Genomic DNA, 7241 nt, shown 5'->3' on the forward strand with positions numbered 1-7241 from the left:
GATCTTCTTGCTGTCTACACGTTTTTACTGCATCAGCAAGGCTTAGGTAAGCATCACCAACTTTAATCTTTACATCTTTATTTTTTTCTAAATCCGCATCAGTTGGTCTATCACTTATTATTCTAATACTATCATCACTGTTAGCACCTAATGTAATGCTACATTCCTTTCCGTCTACATACCAGTTAAACTTTATTCCATATTGAACTGTGGTACCTATATGATAATATCTAATCCCCTCATGTATTTTACCACTGATAAATTCTTTTTGATCTCCACTTGAAAGAAGAAAACCGGCAATATTGTTTTCTTTACAAAAATCACTATTTAAAAATTCGCTTACTTTAATATCTGTGCTTTTATTGTCTTCTTTTAGCTTAATTATTGTATAAAGAAGATCTGAATTACTATCCCTTTTGATTGACATCGCATCAATAGTGCCGTTTTCTATATACTTGCTAAACTCTGCTTTAGCTTTCTCTTCTAACTCTTTTTTCCTTGCTGCACTTTGTTCTTGTTGTTGCATGTTTTCTAGCACTTCTTTCATTTTTTTTTGGAGTGATTCGATATCCTGGATTAACCCGGATTCATCAAAGTCGAAGATCACGAATGCTTGGCCCAATATTGTCTTCAATTCTTTAATTATGTTTACTATCTTTAAGATAGACTCTAAGTTTTGATAATGTACAATAATTTTTTGAGCATTTAGGCTACCCTTATTGCCATCCCAGTCAGAACTAATGTTATCAAATATTGAATTAAGTCCTTTATAAATGGTTATCAATTCATTTGATTCCTCTTTGCCTATTCCATTACTTTTAATACTGCTAATACAATTATTGAATAACTCTATCTCTTTAGAATCTGCAAATAATACACCATACAATTTTTTATGTGCTACTGCATCTTGTATCTTTTGTTTTAGTTTCTTTAATTCTTCTAATTCATTACTATTCATACATTTTACCTCATAAAACTATTTAATATTATATACATAAACATTAGGGAATGTTAGCACTTTCTATATGCTTGCGCACTTCCTATTATTCCTTTAACATAGCTGACACTTTTTTTGAATGAGAAATCACTTTATTAATCATATAATTCTCATGATTGTTATCTATTTTAGGCAGCTCATACAGATAATTCACCATTATTCCGGCTGACTGACTAATGCCTTTTTCAGAAGTATCAGCCATCCAGTTGATTTGTTTGATTGATGCACCATTGCTTAAATGAAAGTGTGCTACTGGATCATAAGCACCCCCACCACTGCTTTTAACCTTTAGCAAATAATGTGTACAAAGTTTCAGTAGGGACTGTTTTTCGCATTCAATGTTAGTTTTTATGCTTTCTAAAATTTCTGTACCTGATTGTTTTATATTAAGCTTACCTAATAAAGCTACGTCTTGATTTTTTAGCCATTTTGTAAATCCAGGAACTGGAGAAAGAGTTGCATACACTTTTACGCTTTTAAATTCTTGCGATAGTTTTTCTACGACTCTCTTTATTAAAAAGTTACCGAGGCTAATTCCAGATAAACCAGTTTGAGTGTTTGATATTGAATAGAATATAGCAGTACTTGCACTGCTTGGGTCACTTGAAGGAACTGACTCGTCCAAAACGTGTTGAATACTATCTGCAATCTCATTCATCAGTGCAACCTCTACAAAAATTAAAGGTTCATTTGGTATTTTGTAATGAAAGAAAGCAAAACAGAGATGATCAGAATCTAGTCTGTTTTTTAAGTCACCCCAAGAGGAAATTTTATGTACAGCTTCATATTTTATAAGTTTTTCCAACAATGATGCAGGTGAATCCCAGGTGATTTGATGAAGATCAAGTAGATCAACATCAACCAAAGTACAAAGTATACTTTTTAATTCGTTTTCTAGTGGACTTAGACTTTTATATTGATTCTTCAGCTTGAGTACATCAGAACGCATATCAACAATAAACTTAAGGCCCTCCGGTAAGGAGATAAACTGCTTCAATATTTTAGAGCGTGGTGATTCAAGGACTTTTATTAAGTCTTGTTCAAACTTATAGCTCGACTCAGAATCTTGATTTTTCTTATATACTTTCATTTCTTCATCTATTTTCGTTTTATCCGGATTGAACTTTTCTGCCAGGGTTTGTAAAAATTTTATTTGACCTGCCTCTGATAAACTCAAGTACAAATTACCAAGAGATACGGTGTTCTTACGTGCTGAGACTTCACCCCCCTTTGGGTTTAAGCATTCGTTCATCTTCAAGACTAAACTATCGACATCGCGACTACTACTTAAATCAGGGCCAATATTGCCAACCCATGACCTTACAGCATCTGCTACTTCACCTAATATTTTAAAAAATCCCTTTGTTGCTTTCTTATCTTCAACTTTTACTATATCAGTTTTTGCTAATGATTCTTTTGTCATATGTTCCTTTTATCGTGTATCTATCTTAATTTAAAGAAAAATCTTAGTCTATAAAGAAGGCATATATTTTCATGGTACAACTATTTTACAATCTATTTAAAATTTTCGTAAAGAGAGTTAGATTTTTAATTTCATTATTTCTCTTACAAAAGTACTTTTATTATAAAAATGCCCTTTTGCCTCTTTCTTTTCCGGGTAAGGCTGATTTTTTAATTACCTAGTCGAAGTTACTTAATTTTTACACATCTATTGTAAAGTACAAAATCTGACTTTGGAATGAAAATGCTAGCTGATGCTTGGACTTTATTGATAATTACGCTACTTGAAACTATACTTGGTATAGACAATTTAATCTTTATTTCTCTAGCAATAGATAAGGTGCCAAATCTGCTGAGAGAAAGAGCCCGCCTTATAGGTTTTGGCTTAGCGCTATTGATGCGTTTTGTAATACTATTTTTTACATCATATATACTATCAATGCAAAAGCCTATATTTCACGCTGTATCGCTAGATATCTCAGTAAAGGATTTACTTATGATTGCAGGAGGGTTATTCCTTATTGTTAAAAGTTCTATAGAGTTATGGAGCGAAATTTTTGTACATAAGGAGAACAAAACAAAGGCAAATGTTAAATCACAATTTTTTTTAGTTGTGCTACAAATTATATTAATAGACTTAGTTTTTTCGGTTGATTCAATATTAACTGCCATAGCATTAACTCACAATATGATAATCATTGCCATAGCATTTACATTTTCCATATTAGCGATGCTATTTTCATCAAATTATACCGCTCAGGTAATAAAATCCAACCCAAGCTTAAAAGTAATTGCCATTCTATTTATTTTACTCGTCGGTGTATATCTAACACTTGAAGGGCTTCACATAGAACTACCAAAAGCATATTTGTATTCTTCATTTATGTTTGCAGTGCTTGTGGAAGCTATAAGCAAAATAAAGACAATGCGGCCTTGAAATTATTTTGCACAAGGCAAAAGTCTAATTTTTATTCCGGTGTGTGACGAATATCTGTACGAACATTTCGATGTCATCCGAGTAGCTGACACTGGTTCTTTTTTTCTGGATTCCAGCGTTACGCGCTGGAATGACATTAAATAGTTTTCCTTAAAATTTGAGTTATGCAAGCAGCCTCTTTGGTGTGATTCGAGTAGCTGAAACTGGAATGAAATTATTGCTACTCCCACTCAATAGTTGCTGGTGGCTTGGAAGTTAAATCATACACAACTCGATTTACTCCGGAAACTTTGTTAACAATTATACTACTGACGTCTTGCAAAAACCTCCAAAATACTAACGAATGTTGATCTTTATTTTCAAATGGAAATGCATCAGCTGTCATGCCATCAGATGAAGTCACAGCCCTTAAAGCGCAAACATATCCGTATGTACGATTATCTCCCATAACTCCCACAGTTTTTACTGGTAACAGTACAGCAAAAGCCTGCCATATTTTATCATACAGATCATAATTTTTCATTGTGTTGATATATATTTCATCTACTTCTTGCAATATTCGTACCTTTTCTTCATCAACCTCACCTATGATCCTCACTGCAAGTCCAGGCCCAGGAAATGGATGTTGAAATATTATCTCATCTGAAAGCCCAATTTCTTTGCCAAGCAGCCTTACTTCATCTTTAAAGAGATAGCGTAAAGGTTCTACTAGTTTCAGATTCATTTTTTCTGGCAACCCACCAACATTGTGATGAGATTTAATTGTACTAGTGTTTCCTGAAGCGTGCCCTGATTCAACTACATCAGAGTAAATGGTGCCTTGCATTAAAAAATCCACATCACCTATTTTTTTTGCCTCTTCTTCAAATACTTCGATAAAAGTATTGCCGATAATTTTTCGCTTTTCTTCCGGATCAGTTATTCCCTTTAACCTACTTAAAAACAAGTTTGATTTATCAACGTAATTTATTGGAATTTCTTTTAACATAGCAGTGGTCTGGCTCTTACGCAATAACCCAGTATCGATAAAAATACAGTTTAATTGTTTTCCTATAGCTTTGTGTGTAAGAACTGCTGCAACACTTGAATCAACCCCCCCACTTACTGCAGCAATTACTTTTTTCTCCCCTACTAAGTTTTGAATTTTTTCCTTCTGTTTTTCAATGAATGACTTCATTGTCCAATCTCTCTCACAATTTGCAATATCTAAGAAATTAGAGAGAAGTTTACTACCATTTGTCGTAGGCTTAACTTCAGGATGGAACTGAGTGCAGTAAATCTTCCGCTGTTCGTTGGCAATTATTGCGATTGTTTGATTTATTATACCTGAGGCAATAGCAGTAAATCCTTGCGGTATAGTTTCGACACTGTCTGCATGGTTCATTAGCACATCGACTTCGGAATTAACGTCCCAAGTATCCTTTATAATTGGGGATTCTTTTAGTATCTTGATTTTAGTTTTGCCAAATTCCTGATTGAATTCTTTTCTTACCTTTGCCCCGAAATAATGACAAATGAGTTGCTGTCCATAACATATTCCAAGTATAGGAGTGTTTATTGTTTCGTTAAGTTTTATAATTTTATGTGCTACTTCACTTACTTCAGAGCAATTGTCATTTACAGATTGCGGTCCTCCAGAAAAAATAAATCCATTGAATTTTGATACTGTTTCGAAATCGATATTGCTTGGAAATATTTCACAGTAAACGCCCATTTCCCTGATTTGTCTTGCAATAAGCTGTGTAAACTGTGAACCAAAATCAATAACGGCAATTGCTGACAATGTGCTCCTCCATATTATTTAAAGCAATATTTGATAATAAAGAAAACAATAAAGTAAGTAAACTAAGACCTGTTTAAAAACTTTAATATATGACTAAAGTAACTTAAATTTACTGCAACAGATTTATGATTAAGCTGTCTTAATTATCATTCTGATACTCTCTTCTTATCATAATAGCAACCCCAACATCTTTCCTTAAGTTGATGCCATTGCCTGAACGGATACGTTTAATATATATATAAATTCCTATCTTTTATATCTAATAAACCAAGTGTTGGTACGATTGTTGCTTTCAGGAAGATGACGGTTTCTACTGTCTTAGCCAGTTTTTTTGACTTTTGATGCAATAAGTTTTGGTTATCTTTTCTATGCTCTATAAGCCCACCAATTACCATAACTTCGCCGCTCTTAATTTTTAACGTAGAGTGCATTTCTCTGGTTTCAATAATTGGAATGTCACTATTTAATTTCATTTTATTCTGTTGTGCGACATATTCTATATTTGGGTCTTTAGTGTAATTGTTAATTCTTGATAAGGTTGGGTGTATATCCATAAATATTTCGTTAGTATCAATGTTAATGCTTGGGTGGATTATTAACACCACACCTATTGGAGTGCTATTCATCTTGGTAATTAAGGCATGATTGGAGTTTCCGGTATCTTTCTGTATATCGGAAGTAAAATAGATATGGTTTTTAGTAAATGAAATCATTGCTTGCTGATTATTTATAGCATGTACTCTAGGGCTTGAAATTACGGTTGAAGTGCCAAACTTGTCTAAAGTTTTTACTAAATTTTCTAAATCAGAGTTCATTACCAGGCTAGTAATGGAACTATCTTGATTTGTTATAGATTTTGTTTCATTATGCAAATCATTTAAGTTGATACCAGAAAGGTATTTATCGTCTAATACAACTTCAACTATTTTGGCCTCGATCATTACTTGAGAAGACGCCAATTTCTTAACTTTATTAATATATTCTTCAACAGCTTTGTGAATATCTTTTCTAGCATTTAGAATAATGACACCAGCTTCTCTGTTGGATGAAAGAAATTCACCATCATCCACTCCATTAACATCCATTATTGCATTTAAGCCTTTTTCTAATGAACTCCATAAGTCACTGCTATATTGAGACTTTCTAACATTCCTGTCAGCATCGCTGCTTGTAACATTGCCACTAACGACAAAATTGCTTTGAGCAGAGTGTTGAATATTGATGAAGTCTACGTAATAATTTTGTGCATATGGCAAATCTTGTTCAATTCTAATTACACCATTATTCATTGAGTAACGCAATTTGGCGCTGTTGGCTATATTCTGAATTACTTCGTTTATGTTCTTATCTTTTAGCTTTAAAGTAATATTACCTGATATTTTGGGATCTATGTCTAAGTTAATGTCAGAAAGTTTTCCTATTTCAATCAGTAAATCCTTTACTGGTACTTTTTCATCAACATTAATCGAAAGAAACTGATTACTGGTTGTAAGATCGGGAAACTCTACCGGTAAAGGTATCATTTCTGGTATTGCTGGTTCGTTATTCTTCAAAGGAGTATTATATTGTTGCAACGAATAATCGTGCTTATAATTGTCTATATTAACAGAATGTTGCTTGTTAGGTAGATGTGTACAAGAAATAATGAAAAGGAGTATTAAACATTTTAAAATAGCCATGAGGGCAGCATACAAATCTATACTAATAGTTTTCTATAAAAATGTTAAAAATGTATTTAATTGTATCCGTTCAGGGGAGTGGTTTAAGAAATGATAGATAGGAGATTATGAAAAGGGTTTAGCCGCATGGAAGTGGGATGAAAAGAAGCACTGGTTTCACATGCGTCTGAACAGACACCATTTTACAGCATTTTAAATTTGTCCTGTGCAATGTTTGTACAGTTGCGATAAAAATTACTTGACAAATTTTGACAGCTTTGTTACTTTGATAGTGAAGATATTCTAGAGCTCGAAATCTATCTTCGTCTGCAGACTTTTCAACTTCATTAATTTATAATCTCTAGTTAAAGTATATTGGTATAGATAACTTCTATCATAGCTATA

General features: G+C 33.0%; 5 protein-coding genes. 1 reads left to right on the plus strand and 4 read right to left on the minus strand.

The genetic code is table 11. The annotated features are described in order from the left end of the window. On the minus strand, nucleotides 1-958 hold a 958-nt coding region (locus ACJ5GX_RS02655; RefSeq protein ID WP_495292674.1), incomplete at its 3' end, for a hypothetical protein. A gap of 85 nt (nucleotides 959-1043) precedes the next feature. Next, complete coding sequence (locus ACJ5GX_RS02660; protein ID WP_052264917.1) at nucleotides 1044-2420, minus strand: malonyl-CoA decarboxylase; 1377 nt, start codon at nucleotides 2418-2420, stop codon at nucleotides 1044-1046. Nucleotides 2421-2702: 282 nt separating this feature from the next. Here ACJ5GX_RS02660 and ACJ5GX_RS02665 point away from each other — a divergent pair, with 282 nt between their 5' ends. Next, nucleotides 2703-3395 (plus strand): TerC family protein, encoded by a 693-nt coding sequence (locus ACJ5GX_RS02665; RefSeq protein WP_026097226.1) that lies wholly within the window; start codon nucleotides 2703-2705, stop codon nucleotides 3393-3395. A 220-nt stretch (nucleotides 3396-3615) separates the two neighbouring features. On the opposite strand, the gene guaA is transcribed toward ACJ5GX_RS02665, so the two are convergent. Then, nucleotides 3616-5178, minus strand: coding sequence for a glutamine-hydrolyzing GMP synthase (gene guaA, locus ACJ5GX_RS02670; protein WP_052265035.1), 1563 nt, complete (start codon nucleotides 5176-5178; stop codon nucleotides 3616-3618). 227 nt (nucleotides 5179-5405) lie between these two features. After that, complete coding sequence (locus ACJ5GX_RS02675) at nucleotides 5406-6857, minus strand: type II secretion system protein GspD (protein ID WP_019236615.1); 1452 nt, start codon at nucleotides 6855-6857, stop codon at nucleotides 5406-5408. Nucleotides 6858-7241 lie beyond the last annotated feature (384 nt).

This window comes from Wolbachia endosymbiont of Tuta absoluta, assembly GCF_059414725.1.